This window comes from Streptomyces sp. NPDC056948 (assembly GCF_042674225.1).
GTDB classification, from domain to species: Bacteria; Actinomycetota; Actinomycetes; order Streptomycetales; family Streptomycetaceae; genus Streptomyces; species Streptomyces purpurascens.
In genome coordinates this window covers 31,840-53,458 of sequence record NZ_JBHUQX010000006.1, presented here as the reverse complement: position 1 = coordinate 53,458, position 21,619 = coordinate 31,840, and the positions used below count along the sequence as shown (strand labels likewise).

Below are 21,619 nucleotides of genomic sequence, written 5' to 3'. Positions count from 1 at the left end.
GTTCTGCCTCCAGCTCACCGCCGGGACTCAACTCGCGGTGTCCCGCGCGGTCGTGGAGCTGTGGAAGCTGCTCGACGGCCGAAAGGACGACCGTACCCAGATGGCGCCACTGGAGATCGCGGGCATTCATACCGGCTTCCAGCGTGACGACCACCGTAGCTGGATCGGCTTCCACGACGGCGTGTCCAACCTGGACAGCAGTGCCCGGGAAGGCGTCATCTCCATCAGCGACGGCGAGTCCGGCTCCGACACCTGGACCGTGGGCGGCAGCTACCTCGTCTTCCTCAGCCTCGCCGTCGATCTCGGCCCCTGGCATCGACTGCTCCGCTCCGAGCAGGAGTTGCTGGTCGGCCGGGACAAGCTCACGGGCGCCCCGCTCACCGGCACGGACTCCGAGGGCCTGCCCGTACCGGCGGCCGGATGTCCGGTGGCCGGGACCACCGAGGTCACCCAGCGCGGCAACGAGGACTTCATCGAACCGGGCCCCACCGACGACCCTGTCCTGCTCGCCACCCACGTCCGCCGGGCCAACCTGAGCGCCGGCGACGCCCCCGACCTGGCCGGCTCGCTGCGGATGTTCCGCCAGGGCTACGAGTTCTTCCAGCCCATCGCCGCCGCGCCCGGCTTCAGCATTGGCCTGAACTTCATCAGCTTCCAGGACCACCCCGACCGGGTGCTGCGCGCCCTCACCCAGCGCGGCTGGCTGGGCGGCGTCAACTTCGGCGGGCAGCCCGGCCAGGACGGTCCGGCAGGCCGGCTGCTGACCGTACGGGCCGGTGGCACCTATCTCGTCCCGCCGGTGCGCGACACCGCTCCCTATCCGGGAGCCGAGGTCTTCGGGTGAACTCACCCCCTCTCCTCGATGGAAACGGAGACACACGGTGATCGAGAAGATGTGGCTCAACCCGCCGCTGGCCTTCGCCCGGCTGGGCCCGTCCCCCGAGCCCTGCGAGAACTACCGCTACGGCCCCAACGACCTGACACCCCGGGGCACCGGCAAGACCGTGGCCGTGCCCGCGCCCTCACTCGTCCTCGCCGCGGACGGCACCCTCGAGGAACGCCCGCCCCAAGGCGACCAGGTCCGGTTCAAGGACGAGCGCGGATTCCGGCCCATCTGCCCGTTCTTCGAGGTGCACGGCTCCTGGGCCATCGACGGGGAGCGCACCGAAGGCCCGATCACCACCGACGTACTGGGCGCCTTCGGTCTCACCACGGCTGACGTGCGGTGGAAGGTGGAGGTCGCCAACCTCAAGGCGCACCAGTGCACCCGTGCCGACGACGACCGCATCGACGCCACCGTCGAAATCGCCGGGAACCAGCACCAGAAGACGCCCCTGGAAGGGGGCTCCCCCCGGACGGCGGCCCGGCCCCTGGTGCCCCCGGGACGGCACATCCCGCTCGGCTCGGTGCAGATTCCGCGCCCGGACGCCGAGTTCCCCGAACTGCGGCTGCGGTTCACCCCCGCCGCCGGACTGGTGTACGGCCCCACGAACCTGCTTCAGCGCACTACCCGGTATCCGCTCCCCACCGAGCAGCTGTTCCTCTCCACGAACTCCCGCTGGTGCGAGTTCAGGGAGGACAACGACAACGGCGACCCGCGGACCGCCCCCTCCGGCCTGTACGCCGGGGCGTCCGACGAGGACGGCGGGACCAGCTTCGGGCTCGTGGACGACGTGTGCGACGGCCTGGTCACCGTCACCGTCGGCGAGCTCACCGCGCGGGCCCGCGTCGTCGTCACTCCGCCCGACTTCGCCCCCGACCGCCGGCCCTTCACGTCCCTGGCCGACGGCCTGACCGACCGGGTCAAGCGCGCAGAGGTCCGCGATCCTGCGTACATCTCCCAGAACCCGCAGCTCACCGCGCTGGAGGTGCGCGACCTGTTCGAACGGGCCCTGGAGGCCATGGACGCCGTCAACGTGGACGCCCAGAACCAGCGCGCGACCGGCGAGAACATCGGCAACGCCCAGAGCGAGGGCAGCCCGATCGTCGAGGCGCGCGCCCGCACGTTCCCCACACCGGTGCCGCTGGCGGGGATCACCCTCGCGCTCACCGAGCGCGGCCGGCGCAAGCACCGCCGCTTCCCGGCCCTGGAGGTCCTGGAGGACCTCATCCGCGAACAGCCCGACTTCATCCAGCAGTTCGTCAGACCACCGGCCACCGAGGACCCCTGGTACGACCGCCGGATGCCCGTGGCCGTCCGTGGCTCCGACGCCTTCCCCATGCACGTGACGCGCCGCCAGTACGACCTGCTCGTGGCATGGGCCCGCTCCGTGCGCGCCAACGTGCAGGAGGGATCGTGAGCGTCCTGCTGCAGATCGGCCGCCGCCCCCCGGAGCGGGAGCCAGAGCCCCGGAGCGCTCCGCCCGGACTCCCCGCCGAGACCAGGGTCTTCCGCAGCGCCCACGGTGCCCACCTGTTCGTGGCCGACGGAAGCCGCATCTACGACCTGCCCGAGGCCACCGCCGCCCGGCTGGAGGCCTGGACGTCGGCCGCGGGCGCGGCGGCCCACGATCCGGCGGCGGACGCGGCCCTCGCCGCCGAACTGGAACTGCCTCTCTGGGGCATGGCAGGCGTCCCCGCCGCCCGCATCGACGGCACCCCTGCCGCCGTACCCCCGCTCGCCTCCCTCTCGCTCAACGTGATGCAGGCCTGCAACCTCAGCTGCGGCCACTGCTACGCGGACGAGGGACGGTTCGGCGGCTCCGCCCGCGCCATGCCCCGCGCGACCGCCTTCGCCGCCGTGGACCGGCTCCTCGCCGAAGCCGCACCCGGAGCCGGAGTCGTCGTCGGCTTCATGGGTGGTGAACCACTCCTCGCCCGGGAGTTGGTCCACGACGTGGTCGACCACGCCACCCGGGCCGGCGCCGCCACCGGGCACGCGGTCCGCTTCGCCCTCACCACCAATCTCACCACCGTCCGCCCGGAGGACGCCGAACTGTTCGCCGCGCACTCGTTCACCGTGGCCGTCAGCCTCGACGGCGACCGCGCCGGGCACGACGCGCTGCGCACGGCCCCGGGCGGGGGCAGCGCGTACGACCGGCTGCGCGCCGGGCTGGACGTACTGGACAGGCACGGGCGACCACGCCACCTGTCGGCCCGGGTCAGTGTCACCCCGTACACCGGACGGCTGAAGGACGTCCTGGAGCACGGGATCGGCCTCGGCTTCGACGAGGTCGGCTTCGCGGCCGTGGTCAGTGCCCCCGATCCGGCCTTCGAGATCGGCACGAGCGCCTTCGCCGGGTTCTTGGAGCAGATGACCGAATGCGGCGAGGCGGCGCTGGCCGAACTCGCCGCGGGCCGCCCGTACCCCTTCGGCAACTTCCAGACCGCGATGTACGAACTCCACACCGGCGGTCACCGCCCCTACCCCTGCGGGGCGGGCGCCGGCTACCTCAGCGCCTCCGCCGAGGGTGGTCTGTACGCCTGCCACCGGCTCGTGGACGACCCGGCGTTCCGGATGGGCTCCATCGCCGACGGACCCGACCGGGCGGCGCGGGCCGATCACCTCGCGGCCCGGCATGTGGACCGGGCGGAACCCTGCCGGTCCTGCTGGGCCCGCTATCTGTGCGGCGGCGGCTGCTATCACGAGGTCGCCCGGCGCGGCCGTCCGGGCTGCGACTACATCCGCGGCTGGCTGTCCTTCTGCCTGCGCGCGTACGTCGAACTCACCGAGCGCGCACCGGAGTTCTTCCACCGGACCACTCCGTCCGACCTGCCCGGCGATCCTGCCGGACTGGCCCGCTGACCGTGCCTGTGCCCTCACCCGGAAGGAGCCGACCGTGAACAACCCCGTCCCCGGCAGCGTGGACCTCCCCGTGCCCGAGGGGAAGATCTTCCCCCGCAACCTCACCGCACGGGCCGACTACGCGGTCCCGGGAAACCCTTCCGGCTCCCGCCCGGAAAGCGGCGTGGACAACTGCTTCCCCGGTCTCGAATTCGACCAGCGCAACCTGGAGAAGGCCTTCTTCCCGGGCCTTCTCTTCGACTTCCACCACGGTGGTGGCTCGCGGCTGATCGGCGTCACCGAGGGTGCCCCGTCCGTACTGGACCTCACCGCCGCCGACCTGGGCGCGGGCGTCGAGACGGATCCGTGGCGGCTCCACCTGTGGGCGGTGTGCGGGCGGACCACCGTGGACCAGACGGAGTCGCAGGCCCCCGTGTTCAACGCCACCTCGGGCAGCGGCCTCGCCCTCTGGCGCCGCGTCCACGACCTGCTGCCGGGCCGGATCGCGATCCTGCTCGGACCCACCCCGGGCATCCAGTCCCCGGGCGCGAACATCGTGCCCGGCGGCCTCAACGCCTGGCGCATGAACAACGACACCACGGTGCAGCGCGACGACGACGGGAGGGTCGAGGCGGCCGTCCTGATCGCCGACCGCGCCGACTACCTGGACGCCGACGGAGTCATCGACCCCGACGTCTATCTGCCCGGAGACCTCACCCGCAGCCTGTGCGCCCCCTGGCAGTACGACTTCCGCGAATGCGGCTGCTACTACTGGGCCGCGTCCAAACCCGACATCTCCGCCAGTCCCGACGGCCGTTTCCACCCCCTCAACTTCCAACGCTCGGACCGCACCCTGCCCCCGCCCAAGCTGGACACCCCGAACATCGCCGAACGGGGAGCCGACGAACTCGACCACCCCGCACTCATCACCGACTGGAATGTGCTGCCCGTCGTCCTCAACGGCCGCGAGGACGACGCCCTGGGCCCGGGCACCCCGTTCGACCTCGACGAGATGACCCGCGAGAAGGTGATCGAGGAACTGGAGCGGCTCGCGAGCGTCGAGCACGCCCTGTGCCTGGAGTACCTGTACGCGCACTACTCGATCGATGCGCCGACCACGCTCGCCCCCGGCACGAACCCCCAGTCGCCCGTCGCGCAGTTTCACGCCGCGGCGGCCGAGGTGTTCTCGGTCGCGGTGGACGAGATGCGCCACCTGAGATGGGTCAACGAGGTGCTCGGCGTACTCGGCAGACCGCACCAGCTCGACCCACCGCCCCTCGGCATGATCATCCAGCGCCAGACCGGGCAGAAATTCGAGCTGAAGCGGCTCACGGCCGACCAACTGGACTGGTTCATCCAGGTGGAGAGCATCAGCGACGAGATGAATCCGGACGGCATCGACGGCATGTACGTCCGGCTCCACCACACCATCGTCCAGCGCCCCGACCTGTTCCCGCAGTCCGACCGGCTCGCCCACCTGATCAAACTCATCATCGACGAGGGCGTGAACCACTTCGAGCGGTTCAAGGCGGTCAAGGGGCACCTCGCGGAGTTCCTCGAGGACGAGTACCTGCGCGGGCTCGACAAGACCCCGGACGCGATGGACCAGCAGCTCCTGCAGCTCGCGGACCTCAACTACGCCGTTCTGCTAGGCGCGATGAAGGAGACCCTGGCCCTGGGCGACCGCGCCGGGGGCGTGCTGATCGAACACGCCCGGCGGGCCATGACCAACCTGCACGAGGTCAATCACCTCCTCGCCTCCCGCGATGTCGCGCCCCGCTTCCAGATCCCGCAGCCCGACGCCGTCCCGGCACTCGCCGACGGTCAGGCCACCCTCACCGCGGCGCGCGCCGCCCGGCAGCTGCAAGAGACCATCCGCTCGCTCGACGGCTCCGACCTGCGCGTCATGATGACCCGTCACCAGGCGGCCACAGAGGCCCTGATCGCCGACCTCATCCTGTGAGGATCCGTTGAGCCCGACCACCGTCGCGATCGCCGGATCCGGACTCGCCGAGCTGACCTGCGCCTGGCTGCTCGCCGCGCGCGGTCACCGGGTCCGGCTCCGGCCCCGCCCCGCCGGCGGGCCCCGTCCGCTGCTCCTGGGCGACGACACGCTCGCGCTGATTCACGCGTTGTGGGGCACCGCGGCGGTGAACGGGCCTACCGCCGACAGCCACCGCCTCACCCACCGGCACGCCCGCTGGACCCCCGATCGCGACACCGACCCACCCCTGCCGCAGCCGGCGGCGGTCGTGGACGGCGCCCAGCTCGCCCAGCGGCTGCTGGCCCGCCTCACGGACCGCTACCCCGACGCCGTGTCGCGGGAAACGGACCCGGCGGAACCGCCCGACCGGCAGGCACGGCCCGACGCGCGGCTCCCGGGCGTTCACCCTGACGCGCACGTCCCGCACTGGACCGTCACCGCCATTCCGCCCGACCGGGACGCCGGGTACCGAACAGCCGGGCGACGTCACCTGCTGGCCGGGGAGGCGCCCTGCGCGGCCGGGCAGGACGACACCACCGCCCGCCTGGAGCGCACCGACGACGCCTGGCTCCACCTCACCCCGCTCGGCGACGGCAACGCCCTGCTCCAGGCCATGGTCCCCGGCCCGGTCGAGAACCCGAGGCGACACCTCGGCCACCTCCTCGCGCACAGCCCGCTGGCGGCACGACTTGCACAACCGCCCGCCACCGCCATCGCCCTGCCCGCCGCGCCCCACCTCCACCGCGCCCCGGCGACCCCGCCGACGGGCCGGACCCCCGGCCTGCTCCTCGTCGGCGCGGGCGCCATCCGCTACGACCCTCTGGGCGGCACCGGTACCGCCCAGGCCCTGCGTACGGCCGTCCTGGCCACCGCCGTGATCGACTCCGCCGCCGCAGGCACCCCAGCGGATCGGCTGTGCGCCCACTACTCGGCCCGCCTGCGCGCCGCGTTCCGCGACCACCTCACCACCTGCGCCCGGCTCTACCTCCAGGCGTTCCCCTTCCCCGCGTGGCGGCACGAGGTCGACGCTTGTGGGCCGGGTCAGATGAGTTGGTAGCCGCGCATGTTGCTGAGCAGCAGGTAGCAGTTCTGCAGAGAACCCGAAGTGTCACCCAGGGAACGGTAAATGCCCCACTTCGGGCGGACACGGTCGACCAGGAAGGTGTCGATGCCGGTGCGGGACTTGTCGATGACCGTGGTCGAGCCGTTCTTGAGGATCCAGCGCAAGGAGCCGGCCGAGCCGTTGCCGACCTTGATCTGGAAGTCGACGTCGATCCATCTGTCGTGCAGGGGATCCAGTTCGGTGCGGCCGATGAGGATGTCGTCGGTGAACTGCTTCAACTCGATGGTCTGGACGCCGTTCACGCGGCGCAGCGACTGCACGACGACGGGCGAGGATCCGGTGCCCGGCTGCTTCATCTGCATGATGTGGGTGAAGCTGGTGGTCGCCTTCAGGGAACTCGGTATGTACATCGAGTACGTGATCCGCCAGGTCTGGCCCTCGGTCCACTTGAGGAAGTTGCTGCCGCTGCCGTTGCGCAGGCCGGTGACCTCGTGGCGCTGGCGGTCGGTGGAGGTGTCCCGGTCGACAGTGTGCATGTTGAAGCGCCAGTTGCTGCCGCTGGCATAGATGTGCGGTGCGGCGGACGTGTGCGAGTCCGCTCGGTCGTCCTCGATGGTCTCGAAGGCGCCGAGTCCGTCACTGCTCGCCGACGGGGACCACTTCAACTGCCAGGAGGCGGCGTGCGCGGTGAAGGTGGGCTGCCCGACCGTTACGGCGGCCGCACCGCCGAGCGCGGCGCCGAGGAGGCTTCTTCGCGTGGTGCTCATTTCTGTTCACCTCATCGTGAGTTGTGGGGGTGGATGTCCGAGAGGCGTGACGGGGTCGCGAGCACACGAGCGAGTTCACGGACGTGACCAAAGTTCACTCACCCACCCGCCAGCGGAGCACAGAGTGGCGTCGCGGCGACGCCGAGTCAATGGTCCAGACCGATACATCTGAACCCTCGGGACCGTTTCCGGCCACTCCGCGCACAGCGAGCCGCCACGCACGAACTCCCTTACTGCCGCCACCCGCCCGAGGGACTGGGCCTCCGCCCCGATCAACAGGCGCCGCTGCTGCTCGTCGGGCTGCGGCAGAATCGCGGCCATGAGGTTCTTCTTGTCGAGCGCGGGGGGCTCGTTGAGGTCCTTCTCGGCGTAGGTGTTGTCCTTGCCGCCGAAGCTGTAGACCTTGCCGGGCTCCCACATCTGCTGGGTAAGCCGCATGCCGTCGAAAGTGGAGGTCCATCGCGGTCTCGGCCCGCAGCGCGGCGAACTGGGCGACGCGATGTCGGGTCGGCCTCCTCGGCCATCGTGATGTCGAAGAGCAGGTCTTCCTCGGCGCAGATGAGGGAGACGGTGCGCTGCGATCGGCGGATGAGGAGGGCGATCTGGTTGCGGCCCTTGCCCTCGCCGTGGAGGCGGATGATCTCGGCTCGCTCGGCATCGGTAACGAGCCCGCCCCTGCTGACCTTGGGTTGCCCAACAGGGCACCTCCCTCGGGCGTGCGAAGGCCCGGCCGCGCACAGACGCGAGCCGGGCCAGTCAGCGGGTCAGATCAGCAGGACTCCTCGAACTTCACCGCCGTGAGCGTCACCGGCCGGCCGTCCAACTTGGCGCCGGCCGCGGGCTCCTGAGTGCACACCTGCCAGTTCGACTCCATCAGGACCATGCGGTCTTGACCGGAGGCATCGTTGACGGTGATGCTCGTCGAGGAGTCGAGGGCCTGGCGGGCGACCTTGACGGCCTTGCCCTTGAAGTCAGGCATCGTGCCGCCGGCGGCCTCCGGGGCGGCGCCTTCGTCCTTGGCCGGGCAGTCCTCTTCGAGCTTGACCGTCGCGAAGTCGACCTTCGTGTCGGTCGAATGCTCGCCGACCTTCGGGCTCTGGGAGCACACCTTCCAGTTCCGGTCGAACGCCTGCATGCGGTCGCGGCCGAGCGCGTCGTGCGAAGTGAGGCTGTAGAACCCTGCGTCTTGGGCCTGGTCTTGCGCGGACTGGAGGCCCTTGCCAATCATGTCGGGCAGCGACGCCATCTCGGCCTTCGCCGTGCCAGTGCTGGTGTCGCTGCCGGTGTCGGCCTTGTCGTTGGCGCCCTGGCTGCTCTTGGAACTGCCACTGCTGGTGCCGGTGCCTTCGCAGGCGGTGAGCGTGAGCAGGGCCGCCGCGATGAGTGCGGCGGCGGTGGTGTGCTTGATCAAGGTGCCCCCCTGGGTGGTGCAGGTACTGAGGGAGCATCATGCGCCGCGTGAAGGAGGTATGGATGTCGAGTGACGTTCCCGTGACACGAATGAGTGCCAGTTGCAGCCGCTTCCGGGCATGCCAGATCCGCGGCTCAGCGTCCGGCATGATCACGCCCAGCACAACTACGGGCGTAGCGATGGCTTGCGTGTGGCGGGTGTTCTCAGAGCGTGCAGCTCCTCGTTGACAGGTGGAAGACAGCGAGAATGGCCCGACCGTCTACCGCCCCGCGGCCACCAATGCTGACGCGTTTCCGCAGTTCAGCGAACCCTTCCCCGCGGCTTCCACGGCACCGGCGGCAGTTCCGGTGCGGGCAGTGGAGCACCGTCGCACCCCTTCACCTCCCCGAACCGGGAGCCTTCCATCCAGCCCTGACGCGCCTGTACGGATCTCTCCCTGGGACCGTCCACCAGGGCGCGGCGCTGATCGGCGGGCAATCGGCTTCCCAGACACTCTGCCAGTTCGCCGCAGCCTCCCCCATCCACACGCACCCTCACAGCAATAGTTCACGGTCACGGCACCAGAGCTGTCGGTCAGCACCCGGCCACCAAACCATGCCCGAACAAGGCAACTCGGACAGTGCCCTCTCGTGCGCACTTGAGGCCCTCAGAGCCGCTCCGCCAGCGCCATCATGGTGCCCCCACGCACTCCCACCCCCATAACTATGGTGTCCCACCACATACGCCACTGACCTGCGCATTCCTACGGTATGGCGACACACAACCGTCCCCGCCAACCGCCTGGAAGTGGTGCCGATGACCTCCCCCGCGACCGCTCCCCCACCCCCCGCCAACCTCAAACGCATCGTCACGGCCAGCCTCATCGGCACCACCATCGAGTGGTACGACTTCTTCCTCTACGGCTCCGCCGCCGCGCTCGTGTTCAACAAGTTGTTCTTCCCGGACTCCGACCCGCTCGTCGGCACGCTGCTGTCGTTCCTGACGTACGCGGTCGGATTCGCCGCCAGGCCCCTCGGCGCGCTGGTGTTCGGGCACTACGGCGACCGGATCGGGCGCAAGAAGCTGCTGGTGCTGAGTCTGCTGCTGATGGGCGGGGCGACCTTCGCGATCGGGCTGCTGCCGACGCACGCCACCATAGGGACGGCCGCGCCGGTCCTGCTCACCGTGCTCCGGCTGGTCCAGGGCTTCGCGCTCGGCGGTGAGTGGGGCGGTGCCGTACTGCTGGTGTCGGAGCACGGGGACGCGCGGCGGCGCGGGTTCTGGGCCTCCTGGCCGCAGACCGGGGCCCCGGCGGGGCAGTTGCTCGCGACCGGTGTGCTGTCCCTGCTGACGGCCGTCCTGTCGGACGCCGCGTTCGTCAGCTGGGGCTGGCGCATCCCGTTCCTGCTCTCCGGGGTACTGGTGATCGTCGGTTTGTGGATTCGTCTGTCTGTCGATGAATCTCCGGTCTTCAAGCAAGCGTTGGCGCAGGCCGAGGCCCGTAAGGCGGACCGGCCCGCGGAGGCGGAGAAGCTGCCGCTCGTCGCCGTGCTGCGGCACCACTGGCGTGACGTCCTGGTCGCGATGGGCGCGCGCATGGCGGAGAACATCAGCTACTACGTGATCACCGCGTTCATCCTCGTCTACGCCACCACCTCGGCCGGAGTCTCCAAGCAGACCGCGCTCAACGCGGTGTTGATCGCCTCGGCCGTGCACTTCCTGGTCATCCCGGCGTGGGGCGCGCTCTCCGACCGGATCGGCCGCCGCCCCGTCTATCTGATGGGTGCCGTGGGGGTCGGGCTGTGGATGTTCCCGTTCTTCTCGCTGATCGACACCGGCGGCTTCGGCAACATGATCCTCGCCGTCACCGTGGGGCTGGTGCTGCACGGCGCGATGTACGCCCCCCAGGCCGCGTTCTTCTCCGAGATGTTCGCGACGCGCATGCGCTACTCCGGAGCGTCCATCGGCGCGCAGTTCGCCTCGGTCGCGGCCGGCGCGCCCGCGCCGCTGATCGCGACCGCGCTGCTGGCCGACTACGGCAGCTCCACGCCGATCGCCCTGTACGTCATCGCCGCCGCCGTGCTCACGGTCGTCGCGGTGGCGGCGGCCAAGGAGACCCGCCACCGGGACCTGGCCGACGTCGCCCCTCCCGCCGACGCCGACCGGACTGCGGACGCCCCGACGGCGGACGCCCGGACCATCTGATCCTGCCGGCCCAGCCCCCGTACGTCCGTGCCGGCCACGTACGGGGGTCAGTGCCGTCCCGGCTCCGACAACCGGTGCAGACGCAGGGCGAGTTGGATCTCCAGGGCGCGGGCCGGGGTCTGCCAGTCGTCGCCGAGGAGGCGGCCGACCCGCTCCAGGCGCTGGGCGACCGTGTTCACATGGACGTGCAGTTCGTCCTTGGTGCGGGCGGGGCTCATGCCGCAGGCGAAGTACGCGTCGAGGGTGCGCAGCAGTTCGGTGCCGCGTCGTCGGTCGTATGTGACGACCTGGCCGATGGTGCGGTCGACGAAGCCGGGTATGTCCCGGTCGCCGGCCAGGAGCAGCCCCAGGAATCCGAAGTCCTCGGCGGCGGCCCCGTCCCCGGAGCGGCCCAGCAGCCGCAGGGCGTCGAGGCAGCGCCGGGCCTCCGCGTAGGCCGTGGCCAGGGCGTCGGTGCGGGTGGCGAGGTCCGCGGCGGGTCCGGAGGCACCGACGGTGACCGGTGTGTGGACCGCTGTGCCCAGATGCCGGGCGGCGCGGCGGGCCAGGTCGGTGGCGCTGTCGCCGTGGCCGAGGGGCAGCAGCAGGACGGTGCCGCCGTCGCGGGCGGCGGCCAGGCCGTGCCGGGTCGCGGCCAGGTGGGACGCCGCGGCCGCCAGGCGTCTGCGGGCGTCCGCCTCCTGGTCGGCGTCGGCCGCGCCGCCTTCGAGACGCGCGGCCAGCACCACATGGACGGCGTCGAGGTCGGCGTGCAGGCGGGCCGCGCGCTCCCTCAGCAGACGCGGGTCGCGGTCGCGGGCGTCCAGCAGGTCGTCCAGCAGTTCGCCGCGTACGCGCTGTTCGGCCTCGGCGGCGGACCGGCGGGCGAGGAGCAGCAGCGAGGTGACCATGGCGGCACGCTCCAGGGTGCGCTGGTCGACGGGGTCGAGCCCCGGGTGACCCCGCAGCACGAGGGCGCCGAGCAGTTCTCCCCCGGCGGCGACGGCGGCGATCCAGTCGTCCTCGAACCGCACGGCGTGCCCGTCCGCGCGGGACGATTCCAGGGCCTCGGCCGGTGTGGCGGCGGCCTCGGCGAAGAGGACCGTGCCGTCGAGGACCTCGGAGACCGCGGCGGCCACGTCGTGCACCCCGCCGCCTCGCAGGACCAGTTCGGCGAGCCGGTCGTGCACGTCGGAGGCCCGCTCGATGACGCCGCTGCGGTCCCGGATGATCTCGTTGGCCAGCTCCAGGTCGGCGAGGGCCGACCGGGTCTCGGCGAGCAGGTTGGCGGTGTCGATGGCGGCCGCGGCGAGGGCGGCGAAGGAGCCGAGCAGGGCGATCTGCTCACGCTCGAAGACCCGGGCACGGCGGTCCGCGGCGAACAGCACGCCGATGACGTGGTGCCCGAGCATCAGCGGCACGCCGAGGATGGCCACGAGCCCCTCGTCCCGCACGCCCGCGTCGATGGTGAGGGTGTGCTGGAAGCGGTCGTCCTTGAAGTAGTCGTCGGTGACGTACGGGCGTGCGGTCTGCGCGACCAGGCCACCGAGTCCCTCCCCCATGCCGAGCCGTAGCTGCTGGAACCGGGCCGCGACCGAGCCCTCGGTGACCCGCATGTGGGTGTCGCCTCTCGCCGGGTCGTTCAGGCTGAGGTAGGCGACGTCCGTACCCAGCAGCGACCGGGCGCGCTGCACGATCGCCTGGAGCACGGCGTCGAGGTCGCGCAGCCCGGCGAGGTCGTGGGCGGTCTCGAACAGGGCGGACAGCTCGGCCTCGCGCCGACGCCGTCCCTCCAGCTCCGAGCGCACGCGCAGGGCGAGCGGCTTGGCCCGCTGGAGCGCGGCGATCCACTCCGCGGACCGGCCTTCGGCGCGCGCGAGCAGCACCGGCTGCTCGTAGGCGTCGGCGGAGGCGCCCCGGGCCAGCAGCTCGAGGAACGGCGTCTCGGCGTCGGCCGGCGGCGCTTCGGCGGCGCCGGCGGAACGCTCGGCTGACTGCACGTGATCGCTGGACATGCCCACAGGATTCACCATGACCGGCCCGCCCCGTCAGCCCTGTGGACAACTCGCGGACCGACGAGTCCCGGAAGTCAATGGGCGGTCCAGCCGCCGTCGAGCACGAGCGAGGTGCCGGTCACGAAGGACGCCTGCGGACCGCACAGATACGCCACCGCCTCGGCGACCTCCTCCGGTTCGATGAGCCGCTTGACGGCGCTGTCCTGAAGCAGCACCTCGGACAGGACGCGTTCCTCGGGGATGCCGTGCGCCTGCGCCTGGTCGGCGAGCTGCTTCTCGACCAGTGGGGTGCGCACATAAGCGGGGTTCACACAGTTCGAGGTGACACCGTGGGGTGCGCCTTCGAGGGCGGCGGTCTTGGAGAGGCCTTCCAGGCCGTGTTTGGCGGCCACATAGGCCGACTTGTAGGCCGAGGCGCGCAGCCCGTGGACGGACGACACATTCACGATGCGGCCCCACCCCTGTCCGTACATGTGGGGCAGGGCGCCGCGGATGAGCCGGAACGGGGCCTCCAGCATCACGGTGAGCACCGTATGGAAGGCGTCGGGCGGGAACTCCTCGATGGGGCGCACCAGTTGGAGCCCGGCGTTGTTGACGAGGACGTCGGTGCCCGCGGCGGCGAGTTCGGCGGCGTCCAGGTCGGTGAGGTCGAGGACGTGCGGTTCCACTGTGCCCGCGAGGTCATGGCCCTGTTCGGCGAGGGTCTCCAGGCCCGCGGCGTCGCGGTCGACTGCTCTCACCTTGGCCCCGGCGGCCGCGAGCCGCAACGCGCAGGTGCGGCCGATGCCGCCGGCGGCGCCGGTGACGAGCGCGGTGCGGCCGCCGAGGTCGAGCGAGGAGGCGTGGGGAGCCGGGGAGACAGGGGGCGCGGTCATGCGTCGACCTTAGGAAGCGCCCCTGCCCGACCCCATGTGGTCACGCCCCATAGTTCAACCGGAGGCAGTGGGGTCGAACCATGTGGGGGCGTCCGACACAGCCTGCTTGATCCGGAGCAGGCCGAACTCGTTCAGCTCGGGCAGGGCGTCGATGTCGAACCAGCCCACGTCCAGCGACTCGTCGTCGTTGACCCGTGCCTCGCCGCCGACGGCCCGGCAGCGGAGGGTGATGTCCATGTACTGGCAGGTGTCGCCGTTCTCGTACGTGACGGGGTTGAGCGACTGGACGAGGACGACGCGTTCGGCGACGCAGTGCACGGCCGTCTCCTCGTGGACCTCCCGCACGGCGCAGGCCGCGGGCTCCTCCCCCGGGTCCGGGATGCCGCCGATCACGGACCACTTGCCGGTGTCGGACCGGCGGTTGAGCAGCACTCTGCCCTCGTCGTCGAAGACGATGGCGGTGACTCCGGGGAGCCAGAGCAGCTGATGGCCGGCCGATGCGCGGAGAGTCCGGATGAAGTCAGGAGTAGCCATGGCGACGACCCTAATCGGCCGGTCGTGGTGTCTCGCGCGATTCAGGCAGCGTGCGACGGGCGTACGGCTACACGTCACCGGCGCGTCGTCCGCGCAGACCGGCGCCGAAGGCCCAGCCCAGTCCGCCGGCCGCGACCAGCACGAGGGCGATCTCCGGCAGGACACCGAGCCGTGTGGCGGGGGTCTGGGAGGACCGCAGCGGCACCTTCTGCACCAGCGAGTCGGCGACGAACATGCCGGTCTTCTGCGTGATCTTCCCGTCCGGCATGATCATCGCGCTGACGCCGCTGGTCACCGGCACTGTCACGGTCCTGCTGTGCTCGACCGCGCGGACGCGGGACATGGCGAGCTGCTGGTAGGTCATCTCGCTGCGGTCGAAGGTGGCGTTGTTGCTCGGCACGGAGATCAGCTGGGCGCCGTCGATGACCTCGGAGCGCACGGTCCAGTCGAAGGCGGCCTCGTAGCAGGTGACGAGACCGACCTTGGCGCCGTCCATGGTGAACACGCCCGGCTCGGTGCCCCGGCTGAAGTCCTGGCGGACCATCGCCGTCCAGTTCTTGTTGATCGCGCCGATGAACGAGCGCAGCGGCAGGTACTCGCCGAACGGCTGGATCTGACGCTTGTCGTAGGTGTCGACGGGGCCCTTCGCCGGGTCCCACAGGATCTGCTCGTTGTACAGCTTGCCGTCGCGCTCCACGACGCCGCCGACCGAGATGGGCACGCCGATGGCCTTGGCCGCCGTGTCGATCACGGCGCGGGCGTCGGGGTTGGCGAAGGGATCGATGTCGGAGGAGTTCTCCGGCCACAGCACGAAGTCGGGACGGGCGACCTTGCCGGCCTTGACCTCAGCGGCCAGGCGTTGCGTCTCGCGCGCGTGGTAGTCGAGCACGGCCCGCCGCTGGGAGTTGAAGTCGAGGCCCGCGCGGGGCACGTTGCCCTGGATCGCGGCGACGGTCACACTGCCGTCCTCGGCCTTGTCGCTGACCAGCGGCCGGGCCGCCACGGCGCCCACGACCGGGACGGCCACGCTCAGCAGGCCCACGGCCGCGGTGGCCCGTCGTACCGTCCCGGTCCGCCGGGTCCGCACGGCCAGGCGGACGACTTCGCACAGTCCGAAGCCGCACAGGACCACGGCGAAGCCGAGCACCGGGGTACCGCCGACCGCCGCGAGCGGCAGGAACACCCCATCGGCCTGCCCGAACGCGACCTTCCCCCAGGGGAAGCCTTCGAACGGCACGCGCGCGCGTGCCGCCTCTCCGGCGATCCACACAGCGGCCGCCCACACCGGCCAGCCGGGCAGCTTGGACACGGCCGCGACGCCCGCGCCGACCAGTGCGACGAAGATCGCCTCGATGACCACCAGGGCGAGCCAGGGGCCGGGCCCGACCTCCACTCCGGTCCACACCAGCAGCGGCAGCAGAAAGCCGAGGCCGAAGAGATAGCCGAGGCCCAGCCCCGCTTTCCAGCTCCGGCCGCGCAGCACCCAGCCGAAGACGGCGAAGGCCGGCAGGGCCAGCCACCAGAGGGTGCGGGGCGGGAAGCTGACATAGAGGAGCAGGCCGGAGAGCGCGGCTGCGGCGGGCGGAACGAGGCGCCGGGCCCACGTCCGCGCCGCGGGCGCGTTCCGCGGTTCCAACTGGTCCGACTCGCCGACGGAGGTTGCGGTGACGGTCACTCCCGGAGTCTAAGGCGAGTGACCTTGAGGCCGACAGCGCGGTCCACGAGGCGGCGGCACCACGCCGTGCGGGCGAGCACGCGCGGCGTTGCCCCGCGTCCGCAGCATCGTTCCTGCTCATTTCGTCACGACACATCCACAAACCGTCCACCAGCGGCTACGGTGTGCCGAAGCCTCAGTCGTGCGGCCCGTGGCGGCCTGTGCGGCCGGGGTCTTCACAGGTCGGGGGCGACGTGGTGCGGGGGGCGGGGCGGGGTGGGTTCACGTGGGCTGACGTCCGCGTCCGGGCTGGACGCGGACGGCGAGAGAAGAATCGTTTCCGATGCGGCGGGCGTCGTGGTGCTGGGGGCTTGCGCCGGCTGGTCCCTGATCACGGCCGCGGTGCACGAGGGCCGGCCCGAGGGCGTGCTCCTCGCGGTGCTGGCCGTGGCGGCCGGGTACGCCGCGGGGAGGATAGGCGGGGCGCTGCTGCCGGTCGGCGCGCCCTGCGCCGGGGCGCTGGCGGGTGTCGCGCTGACCGTGACCGTTCCGCACCTTGCTCCGGGCCCGCAGATCACCACGCCTCTGGGACACGCCGGGGCCACAGCGGCCGTACTGACGCTGTCGGCCGGTGCCGCGTGCTGCGCGGCCTGGGCCGCCACCGCTCCGGCCGCCCGGATCGCCCTGCGCCTGCTGGCCGCCGGGACCGCGGTGCTGGCGGCCGTGCTCGGCTCGACCACCGGCTGCGTCACCTGTGTCGCGGTGCTGTTGTGCTCGCTCGCCGCCGGCCGTACCCGTCACCGCGGCGCCGGCCTGGCCGTACTGGCCGCGGTCGCCGCCCTGGTGGCCTGCCTGGCCTGGGCGATCGCCGCGCGGGCCGTACCGGGCGGGCTCGTGGCCGCCCTCGAAGGACGGCTGACGCCGCACCGCGTACAGCTCTGGGAGGACGCGTGGCACCTGTTGCGCGAGGACGCCGCCATGGGGGTCGGCCCGGGCCGCTTCGGGGAGCTCAGCACGACGTCCGCCCAGTCACTGCTGTCCGACGGCAAGCCCCACTCGGCGCCCCTGCAGCAGGCGGCCGAGCAGGGCGTGGTCGGCGTGGCCCTGCTGGCGGCGGCGTTCGGCTGGGTGCTGTACGCCCTGTGGCGCGGCCCGCGCCCGACGCCGGTGGTGCTCACCGCGGGCGCGACCCTGACGGCGCTCGCCGCCATCGCCGCGATCGGCAACGCGCTGAGCTTCACCGCGGTGTCGGTGGGTGCGGGTCTGCTGGCGGGCATGGCCACGGCGCGCCCCTGGGCCGACGAACAGTCGACCCGCGCCCCGGACACACACCCGCGCGGCGCCGGGCGAACCCCGGCCTGGTGACCGGCTGCCCCGGTGATCACGGCCGGCGGTTCCACCGCCCTCAGTGCGCGGGAGCGCCCGGCTTCGTGGGCCGCAGCCGTGCCTCGATCACCTGTACGGCCGCCTCCGCGTCGTCCACGGTGACCGTGAAGGTGTGTCCGTCCCACAGCTCCAGCACGACGCCCTCACCCTGTCGTACGACCACGGCGGTGCCCTTCTCGGGCCGCCATCGGTAGCCCCAGCCGCCCCAGTGCCGGGGGGTGACGTTCGGGATGTACGTGGCGCCGGCGACATGGGAGAGCGGGATACGGCGGCGGGGCAGGCCGATGTGGCCGCAGCGCACCTCGAGGTGCTCGTCGTCGACCCGGAGCGCGACGTGCACGAAGGCGAGGGTGCCGAAGAGGACCAGCAGCCCGGCGGCGATGCACCCGACGACGGCCATGACGAGCGGGGCGCCGGACGTCCACGCCGAGTCGACGGCCAGCTCGATGCCCAGCGCCATGCAGGCGGCGCCGACGAGCGCCAGCAGCCACTGGACCCGGTTGGTGGCACGGCCGGTCCAGACATCGGGGTGCGAGTGGGGGGCGTTCTCGCCGTGGGGGTGGTCCCTCATGCCTATGAGGTTACTCAGGTTTCGCTCTGCCGGACCCTCGTGGCGCAGCGTGACTGCGCCGACCGGGCGGCGGGCCGGCCCGGCCGTGCGACGGCGGTCGGGGACCGCTGCCGGTCAGCCGGCGGGCGTGACCGCCTGGAGCAGTCGCCCTTCGTCGTACGCCAGGGCCGGCGCGGGCAGCGTGCCCTCGCGTCCGCTCAGCAGCACGGTCAGGGTGCCGTGGGGCGTGGCTCCCGGTGCGGGCTGCTCGCCGAGGCGGCGCAGGGCCTGCGCGGCGACGGCTCCCGCGGAGCCGTGCAGCACGAGGGGCGGGCGGCCTGGGCGCTGGACGGCGGCCCGGATGCGCTCGGCGACCAGTTCGTAGTGGGTGCAGCCCAGGACGACGGTCGTCACCTCGTCGGGGGTCAGCGCGGCGGCCGCGGTCACGGTGGCGTCGATCGCCGCCTCGTCCGCGTGTTCCACGGCCTCGGCGAGGCCCCAGCAGGGCACCTCGGCGACGGGCACGCCGCCGGCGAAGTCCCGGATCAGGGCCTGCTGGTACGGGCTGCCCGTGGTGGCCGGGGTGGCCCAGATGGCTATGGGCCCGCCGCCGGCCGCGGCGGGCTTGATCGCCGGGACGGTGCCGATGACCGGGAGCTCCGGTTCGAGGCGGGCACGCAGGGCGGTGAGCGCGTGCACGGTGGCGGTGTTGCAGCCGACGATCAGGGCGTCGGGGCGGCGCGCGGCCGCCGCCTCGGCGACGGCCAGGGCACGCTCGGTCAGGTCCTCCGTGGTCCTCGGTCCCCACGGCATGCCGTCGGGGTCGAGGGAGAGTACGAGATCGGCGTCGGGGCGCAGACGCCGCATCGCCGCGGTGGCTGCCAGCAGACCGATTCCGGAGTCCATGAGCGCGATCTTCACCCGATCACGATAGACGATGAGCCTTCCCGGGCAGAGCCGGTGGGGCACACTGCGCACGTGAGCGCCGTTGTGTGGACTGCCGCTGGATCACTTCTCGCCTGGCTGTGGCTGCTGCTCTGTCAGGGCTTCTTCTGGCGCACGGACGTGCGACTGCCGCCGCGCCGGGACCCGGACGCGTGGCCGTCCGTGTGCGTCGTCGTCCCGGCCCGCGACGAGGCGGCGATGCTGCCCGCCGCGCTGCCCTCCCTGCTCCTGCAGGACTATCCGGGGCGGGCGGAGGTCTTCTTCGTCGACGACGGCAGTTCGGACGGCACCGGCGATCTCGCGCGGGAACTGGCGCGCGGGCACGGCGGGCTGCCACTGACGGTGGACTCGCCGGGCGAGCCGCCCGCGGGCTGGGCCGGGAAGCTGTGGGCGGTGCGCCACGGCATCGGCCTGGCACGCGCGCGTGATCCCGAGTATCTGCTCCTGACGGACGCCGACATCGCGCACGCGCCGGACAGTCTGCGGGAATTGGTGGCGGCGGCCCGCGCCGGAGGGTTCGACGTGGTCTCGCAGATGGCCCGGCTGCGGGTGGAGAGCGCCTGGGAACGGCTCGTCGTGCCGGCGTTCGTCTACTTCTTCGCGCAGCTCTACCCCTTCCGCCGGATCGGCAAGGAGGGGACACGGACGGCCGCCGCGGCCGGTGGCTGCGTCCTGCTGCGGGCGGAGACCGCCGAGCGGGTGCGGGTCCCGGACGCGTTCCGGCACGCCGTCATCGACGACGTGGCCCTCGCCCGGGCCGTCAAGCGCGGCGGCGGGCGTGTCTGGCTGGGGCTCGCCGACCGGGTGGACAGCGTGCGGCCGTATCCACGGCTGCACGACCTGTGGCGGATGGTGTCGCGCAGCGCGTACGCCCAGCTACGGCACAACCCCCTGCTGCTGGCCGGGACGGTCGCGGGGCTGGCGCTGGTGTACCTGGTGCCGCCGGTGGCGGTCGTGGTCGGCTTGGCCACGGGGAACGCGGCGGCGGCGATCCCCGGCGGACTGGCGTGGCTCGTGATGACCGGGACGTACGTCCCGATGCTCCGCTACTACCGGCAGCCGCTGTGGCTCGCTCCCCTGCTGCCGTTCACCGCGTTCCTCTATCTCCTCATGACGGTCGACTCGGCGGTGCAGCACTACCGGGGACGCGGTGCGGCCTGGAAGGGCCGCACCTACGCCCGTCCGGACGCCGTTCCCGACGAGGGCTGACCGCCGCCGGCGGGAAGGGGGGTCATTTCCTGCCGGGGGTCCAGTTCATGCCCCACCCGTAGGCGTAGTCGACCGTGCGCTGTGGGCTGACTCCGCGCTCGGGCACCAGGTAGCGCGCCTCCCGCTGGACGACCAGGTCGCCGCCGGTGTTGGTGATCAGGGCGAGGGCGCACACGGGCGAGGGGACCGTGCACTCGTCGAGGGAGAAGTCGATCGGGGCGCCGTACTGCGGCTGGAGCGTGACGGTGGCGTTCAGGTCGGCGAAGGAGCGGGCTCCTTCGTAGATGGTGACGAAGACGAGGATGCGCCGGAAGGCGTTCTTGTGGTCGAGATTGACGGTGAGGTTCTCACCGGCCGCCACGGCGCCGGTGCGGTCGTCGCCGTCGAGGTGGATGTACGGGGGCTGGTGCAGCGCTCCGAAGGTGTTGCCGAGGGCTTGTACGACGCCCTTGCTGCCGTCGGTGAGTTCGAACAGCGCGCACAGGTCGAGGTCGAGGTCGGAGTGCATCGCGGCCGGGCGGCCGAATTTGCTGCTCCACCCCGAGAACTGCTTGCGCACCTCCCAGTTGAGGTTCACGTGGAGGGCGCCGGAGGTGCCGCCCTGCTTGGTGAGCGAGACGGAGGGGGCTGCCTTGGTGAGCGTCACCTTGGTCAGACGGACCGGCGCCGGTGCCGCCGGGGGCGCCGTGGGCGGGGGCGGGGCCGCCGGCCGCGTCATCGGCGGAGGCGTGGGCGCCGGGGGCGCGGCGGGCGGCGGGGTCGCCCTGGGCGGTGCCGCGGCCGGGGCCGTCTGCTGCGGTTCGTCCACCGTGATGCCGTACTCGGTGGCCAGCCCTTCGAGCCCGCTGCTGTAGCCCTGCCCGACGGCGCGGAACTTCCAGGCGCCCTGGCGGCGGTAGAACTCGCCCAGTACGAAAGCGGTTTCAGTCGTGGCGCCGGGGTTGTCGAAGCGGGCCATCGGAGTGCTCCGGGCGGCATCCTGGACCTCGATGTACAGGTCGGGGACCTGCCCGAAGGCGCCGCCGTCGGCGGAGGCGGCGAGGACGACCGTCTCGATCGCAGGCTCCACGCGCGCGAGGTCGACGAGGAGCGCGTCGGTCACCCGGCCGTCGGCGTTGTGCTTGCCCTCGTGACGGATCGCGCCGGAGGAGTGCGCGGGCTGGTTGTAGAAGACGAAGTCCGCGTCGGAACGCACCTTCCCGCTTACCAGCAGCAAAGCGGAGGCGTCGGCGTCGGGCACGCCCGGTCCGGTCCGCCAGCCCAATTCCACCCGCAGTGCCGCGGTCGGCACAGGAGTGTTTGAACCTTTCAGCATTTGCATGTCCGCCCCCATCGCGTA

The 21,619-nt window shown here is 71.9% G+C and carries 18 protein-coding genes and 1 pseudogene; 8 read left to right on the top strand and 11 right to left on the bottom strand.

The features are described from left to right. From ACFTZL_RS01860 to ACFTZL_RS01840, 5 genes are all read left to right on the top strand, one after another. On the top strand, window positions 1-844 hold an 844-nt coding region (locus ACFTZL_RS01860; protein ID WP_382576992.1), incomplete at its 5' end, for a Dyp-type peroxidase. Window positions 845-881: 37 nt separating this feature from the next. Continuing rightward, window positions 882-2,300 carry a hypothetical protein gene (locus tag ACFTZL_RS01855; RefSeq protein WP_382576989.1) on the top strand — a complete coding sequence of 473 codons (1,419 nt, stop codon included), beginning with the start codon at window positions 882-884 and terminating at the stop codon, window positions 2,298-2,300. Next, complete coding sequence (locus ACFTZL_RS01850; protein WP_382576988.1) at window positions 2,297-3,745, top strand: radical SAM protein; 1,449 nt, start codon at window positions 2,297-2,299, stop codon at window positions 3,743-3,745. The genes ACFTZL_RS01855 and ACFTZL_RS01850 overlap by 4 nt, the downstream gene beginning before the upstream one ends. Before the next feature lie 34 nt (window positions 3,746-3,779). Beyond that, window positions 3,780-5,687 (top strand): ferritin-like domain-containing protein, encoded by a 1,908-nt coding sequence (locus tag ACFTZL_RS01845; protein ID WP_382576985.1) that lies wholly within the window; start codon window positions 3,780-3,782, stop codon window positions 5,685-5,687. 7 nt (window positions 5,688-5,694) lie between these two features. Next, window positions 5,695-6,765: a hypothetical protein gene (locus ACFTZL_RS01840; protein WP_382576984.1), complete on the top strand. Its 1,071-nt coding sequence runs from the start codon at window positions 5,695-5,697 to the stop codon at window positions 6,763-6,765. Here ACFTZL_RS01840 and ACFTZL_RS01835 read toward each other — a convergent pair. From ACFTZL_RS01835 to ACFTZL_RS01820, 4 genes and pseudogenes are all read right to left on the bottom strand, one after another. Further along, the gene (locus tag ACFTZL_RS01835; RefSeq protein ID WP_382576983.1) at window positions 6,750-7,538 is read right to left on the bottom strand and encodes a heparin lyase I family protein; all 789 of its coding nucleotides are present in this window, start codon (window positions 7,536-7,538) and stop codon (window positions 6,750-6,752) included. The two genes, ACFTZL_RS01840 and ACFTZL_RS01835, sit on opposite strands and share 16 nt — an antisense overlap. A 75-nt stretch (window positions 7,539-7,613) precedes the next feature. Further along, the gene (locus tag ACFTZL_RS01830; protein WP_382576980.1) at window positions 7,614-7,976 is read right to left on the bottom strand and encodes a hypothetical protein; all 363 of its coding nucleotides are present in this window, start codon (window positions 7,974-7,976) and stop codon (window positions 7,614-7,616) included. Window positions 7,977-8,307: 331 nt separating this feature from the next. Next, on the bottom strand, window positions 8,308-8,949 hold the full coding sequence (locus tag ACFTZL_RS01825) for a hypothetical protein (protein WP_382576979.1): 642 nt from the start codon (window positions 8,947-8,949) through the stop codon (window positions 8,308-8,310). Between the two features lie 300 nt (window positions 8,950-9,249). Beyond that, a pseudogene (locus ACFTZL_RS01820) lies at window positions 9,250-9,387 on the bottom strand (pirin family protein); the annotation flags it as partial. A 357-nt stretch (window positions 9,388-9,744) separates the two neighbouring features. Here ACFTZL_RS01820 and ACFTZL_RS01815 point away from each other — a divergent pair. After that, window positions 9,745-11,133 (top strand): MFS transporter, encoded by a 1,389-nt coding sequence (locus ACFTZL_RS01815; RefSeq protein ID WP_382576977.1) that lies wholly within the window; start codon window positions 9,745-9,747, stop codon window positions 11,131-11,133. Between the two features lie 47 nt (window positions 11,134-11,180). On the opposite strand, the gene ACFTZL_RS01810 is transcribed toward ACFTZL_RS01815, so the two are convergent. The 4 genes from ACFTZL_RS01810 to lnt form a co-directional block, all read right to left on the bottom strand. Then, the gene (locus ACFTZL_RS01810) at window positions 11,181-13,127 is read right to left on the bottom strand and encodes a helix-turn-helix domain-containing protein (RefSeq protein ID WP_382576974.1); all 1,947 of its coding nucleotides are present in this window, start codon (window positions 13,125-13,127) and stop codon (window positions 11,181-11,183) included. A 74-nt stretch (window positions 13,128-13,201) separates the two neighbouring features. Continuing rightward, entirely contained in the window at window positions 13,202-14,002 is an 801-nt protein-coding gene (locus ACFTZL_RS01805) for a 3-hydroxybutyrate dehydrogenase (protein ID WP_382576971.1), read from the bottom strand. Between the two features lie 54 nt (window positions 14,003-14,056). Then, window positions 14,057-14,536 carry an NUDIX domain-containing protein gene (locus tag ACFTZL_RS01800; RefSeq protein ID WP_382576969.1) on the bottom strand — a complete coding sequence of 160 codons (480 nt, stop codon included), beginning with the start codon at window positions 14,534-14,536 and terminating at the stop codon, window positions 14,057-14,059. Between the two features lie 67 nt (window positions 14,537-14,603). Beyond that, window positions 14,604-16,211 carry an apolipoprotein N-acyltransferase gene (gene lnt, locus ACFTZL_RS01795; RefSeq protein WP_382576967.1) on the bottom strand — a complete coding sequence of 536 codons (1,608 nt, stop codon included), beginning with the start codon at window positions 16,209-16,211 and terminating at the stop codon, window positions 14,604-14,606. 312 nt (window positions 16,212-16,523) lie between these two features. Here lnt and ACFTZL_RS01790 point away from each other — a divergent pair, with 312 nt between their 5' ends. Beyond that, window positions 16,524-17,555 carry an O-antigen ligase family protein gene (locus ACFTZL_RS01790; protein WP_382576997.1) on the top strand — a complete coding sequence of 344 codons (1,032 nt, stop codon included), beginning with the start codon at window positions 16,524-16,526 and terminating at the stop codon, window positions 17,553-17,555. 40 nt (window positions 17,556-17,595) lie between these two features. On the opposite strand, the gene ACFTZL_RS01785 is transcribed toward ACFTZL_RS01790, so the two are convergent. Both ACFTZL_RS01785 and ACFTZL_RS01780 read right to left on the bottom strand, forming a co-directional pair. Then, on the bottom strand, window positions 17,596-18,147 hold the full coding sequence (locus tag ACFTZL_RS01785) for a hypothetical protein (protein WP_382576965.1): 552 nt from the start codon (window positions 18,145-18,147) through the stop codon (window positions 17,596-17,598). A gap of 114 nt (window positions 18,148-18,261) precedes the next feature. After that, window positions 18,262-19,047 carry a glutamate racemase gene (locus ACFTZL_RS01780; RefSeq protein ID WP_382576962.1) on the bottom strand — a complete coding sequence of 262 codons (786 nt, stop codon included), beginning with the start codon at window positions 19,045-19,047 and terminating at the stop codon, window positions 18,262-18,264. 39 nt (window positions 19,048-19,086) lie between these two features. On the opposite strand from ACFTZL_RS01780, the gene ACFTZL_RS01775 reads away from it, so the two are divergent. Further along, window positions 19,087-20,280, top strand: coding sequence for a glycosyltransferase (locus ACFTZL_RS01775; protein WP_382576960.1), 1,194 nt, complete (start codon window positions 19,087-19,089; stop codon window positions 20,278-20,280). A 22-nt stretch (window positions 20,281-20,302) separates the two neighbouring features. On the opposite strand, the gene ACFTZL_RS01770 is transcribed toward ACFTZL_RS01775, so the two are convergent. Then, on the bottom strand, window positions 20,303-21,595 hold the full coding sequence (locus tag ACFTZL_RS01770; RefSeq protein ID WP_382576957.1) for a TerD family protein: 1,293 nt from the start codon (window positions 21,593-21,595) through the stop codon (window positions 20,303-20,305). Window positions 21,596-21,619: the final 24 nt, after the last annotated feature.

Coding starts and splice junctions, on each gene's coding strand:
- ACFTZL_RS01835 (WP_382576983.1), bottom strand. CDS start 7,538: ATGAGCACCACGCGAAGAAGCCTCCTCGGCGCCGCGCTCGGCGGTGCG.
- ACFTZL_RS01830 (WP_382576980.1), bottom strand. CDS start 7,976: ATGCGGCTTACCCAGCAGATGTGGGAGCCCGGCAAGGTCTACAGCTTC.
- ACFTZL_RS01815 (WP_382576977.1), top strand. CDS start 9,745: ATGACCTCCCCCGCGACCGCTCCCCCACCCCCCGCCAACCTCAAACGC.
- ACFTZL_RS01810 (WP_382576974.1), bottom strand. CDS start 13,127: ATGTCCAGCGATCACGTGCAGTCAGCCGAGCGTTCCGCCGGCGCCGCC.
- ACFTZL_RS01805 (WP_382576971.1), bottom strand. CDS start 14,002: ATGACCGCGCCCCCTGTCTCCCCGGCTCCCCACGCCTCCTCGCTCGAC.
- ACFTZL_RS01800 (WP_382576969.1), bottom strand. CDS start 14,536: ATGGCTACTCCTGACTTCATCCGGACTCTCCGCGCATCGGCCGGCCAT.
- ACFTZL_RS01785 (WP_382576965.1), bottom strand. CDS start 18,147: ATGAGGGACCACCCCCACGGCGAGAACGCCCCCCACTCGCACCCCGAT.
- ACFTZL_RS01770 (WP_382576957.1), bottom strand. CDS start 21,595: ATGCTGAAAGGTTCAAACACTCCTGTGCCGACCGCGGCACTGCGGGTG.